We start from the raw sequence: 1,924 nt of genomic DNA on the forward strand, positions 1-1,924 counted from the left end.
CATCGTGTCCAAAACCAGGACACTAATGCTGGTCCTCCAGCGCTTGTCGCCGATAAGCAGGCACCTTCCGCTTTTCTATAATAGTATATAACCTTTTGGAAGATGACAAGGTTTACTCGTGTGGTGTCGAGAGTATGTTTTCTTCAAATTCGGTTACTGACATGAGAATATGCCTTGGTTTACTTCCCATTGCTTCGGAGACAATTCCCTTGGCCTCCATCATATCAATTAATCTTGCTGCACGATTATAGCCAACTCTAAAACGCCTTTGCAAACTTGATGCCGAAGCACCGTCTTGTTCGATGACAAAATAGCAAGCCTCTTCAAATAATTCATCTTCTTGGCCATCAATTTCTTGAACTTTATTTAAATGCTCGTTTTCAATTAAGTATTGAGGTTTTCGTTGCTTTTTAACATACTCAATTACTCTTTCAATCTCCTCATCTGAAACAAATGTTCCTTGTACACGGATCGGTTTTGCTGTTCCATTCTCATGGAATAGCATATCCCCTTTACCAAGTAAGCGCTCTGCTCCAGACATATCAATAATCGTCCTTGAGTCGACTTGAGAAGATACAGAAAATGCAATTCGAGTTGGAATATTGGCTTTAATTAACCCTGTAATGACATCAACGGAAGGGCGCTGTGTTGCAATTAAAAGATGGATCCCACACGCTCTCGCTTTTTGTGCAATACGACAGATCGCCTCTTCCACATCTTGTGGAGACACCATCATTAGGTCCGCTAACTCATCAATGACAACGACAATATAAGGGAGCGCTGGCTTATCTGGCTCTTCTGAATATAGATCATTATATCTTCTAATATCACGAACGCCTTGCTGTGAGAACAACTCATATCTTCGTTCCATTTCGGCAACAACCCATTTCAAAGCAGCAGTAGCTTGTTTGGCATCGGTTATAACAGGCGTCACTAAATGTGGTAATTCGTTGTATGGTGCTAACTCTACCATTTTAGGATCTACTAGTAATAGCTTTACTTGATCAGGTGTTGCCTTGTATAAAAGACTAACTAGTACCGAATTAATACATACACTTTTTCCTGAACCTGTTGCTCCTGCTACAAGACCATGTGGCATTTTAGCTAAATCAGTTACAATCGGTTGCCCTGAAATATCTAATCCTAGTGCTACTGTCAAAGGAGATCCTTTTTGAAAAACTCCCCGTCTCAAAATTTCACGTAAAAAGACAGGATCACTCTTTTGGTTAGGTACTTCTATACCAATCGCATGTTTTCCAGGAATTGGCGCTTCCATCCGAATATCTTTTGCTGCTAGACATAGTTTGATGTCATCCGTTAAGCTTGTGATTTTACTAACTTTTACACCTGGTGCTGGCTGAATTTCAAACCTTGTGACAGAAGGTCCTTTCGTTACATGGACTACCTTTGCGGACACATTAAAGTTTTGCAAAGTTTGTTCTAAAGTTTCACCTTGTTCATTTAACCAATCTGTATCTTCTTCTTCTTGGCGCGGTGGAATATTTAACATATGAATAGGTGGAAATTGATAACTCTTATGTTCCGCTTTAACTTCAGTTCTTTTTTGGCCCATTCGATCCTGTGGTAGCATGAGTACATTAAAAGGTATGTTTTTCGATGTTACTTGAGCATTTTCCTCTTGTCGCTTTCTAGATGCTGCACGGTCATACGTTTCTTTTGAACCATTTGCTACTTGTGTTTGAGTTAATTCACTATTTACTTTTGGCTTGTCCAAATCATTAAGAAGTTTTCGTTCGCTTCTTGCTTCCTCCAACTCTCGCTGGCGGAGCTCTTCTTTTCTGGCTTCCTCTAACTCTTGTTGGCGTAGCTCTTCTCTTCTGGCTTCCTCTAACTCTTGTTGGCGCAGCTCTTCTCTTCTGGCTTCTTCTAACTCTTGTTGGCGCAGCTCTTCTCTTCTGGCTTC

General features: G+C 40.6%; 1 protein-coding gene. It reads right to left on the reverse strand.

What is annotated here, in order from left to right:
- Positions 1-112: 112 nt before the first annotated feature.
- Positions 113-1,924, reverse strand: a 1,812-nt coding sequence (locus GKP30_RS23295) for a DNA translocase FtsK (RefSeq protein ID WP_216831867.1), incomplete at its 5' end; no start/stop codon positions are given.

Origin of the sequence: Alkalihalobacterium elongatum (assembly GCF_019024285.1) — a bacterium.
GTDB classification, from domain to species: domain Bacteria; phylum Bacillota; class Bacilli; order Bacillales; family Bacillaceae_F; genus Alkalihalobacterium; species Alkalihalobacterium elongatum.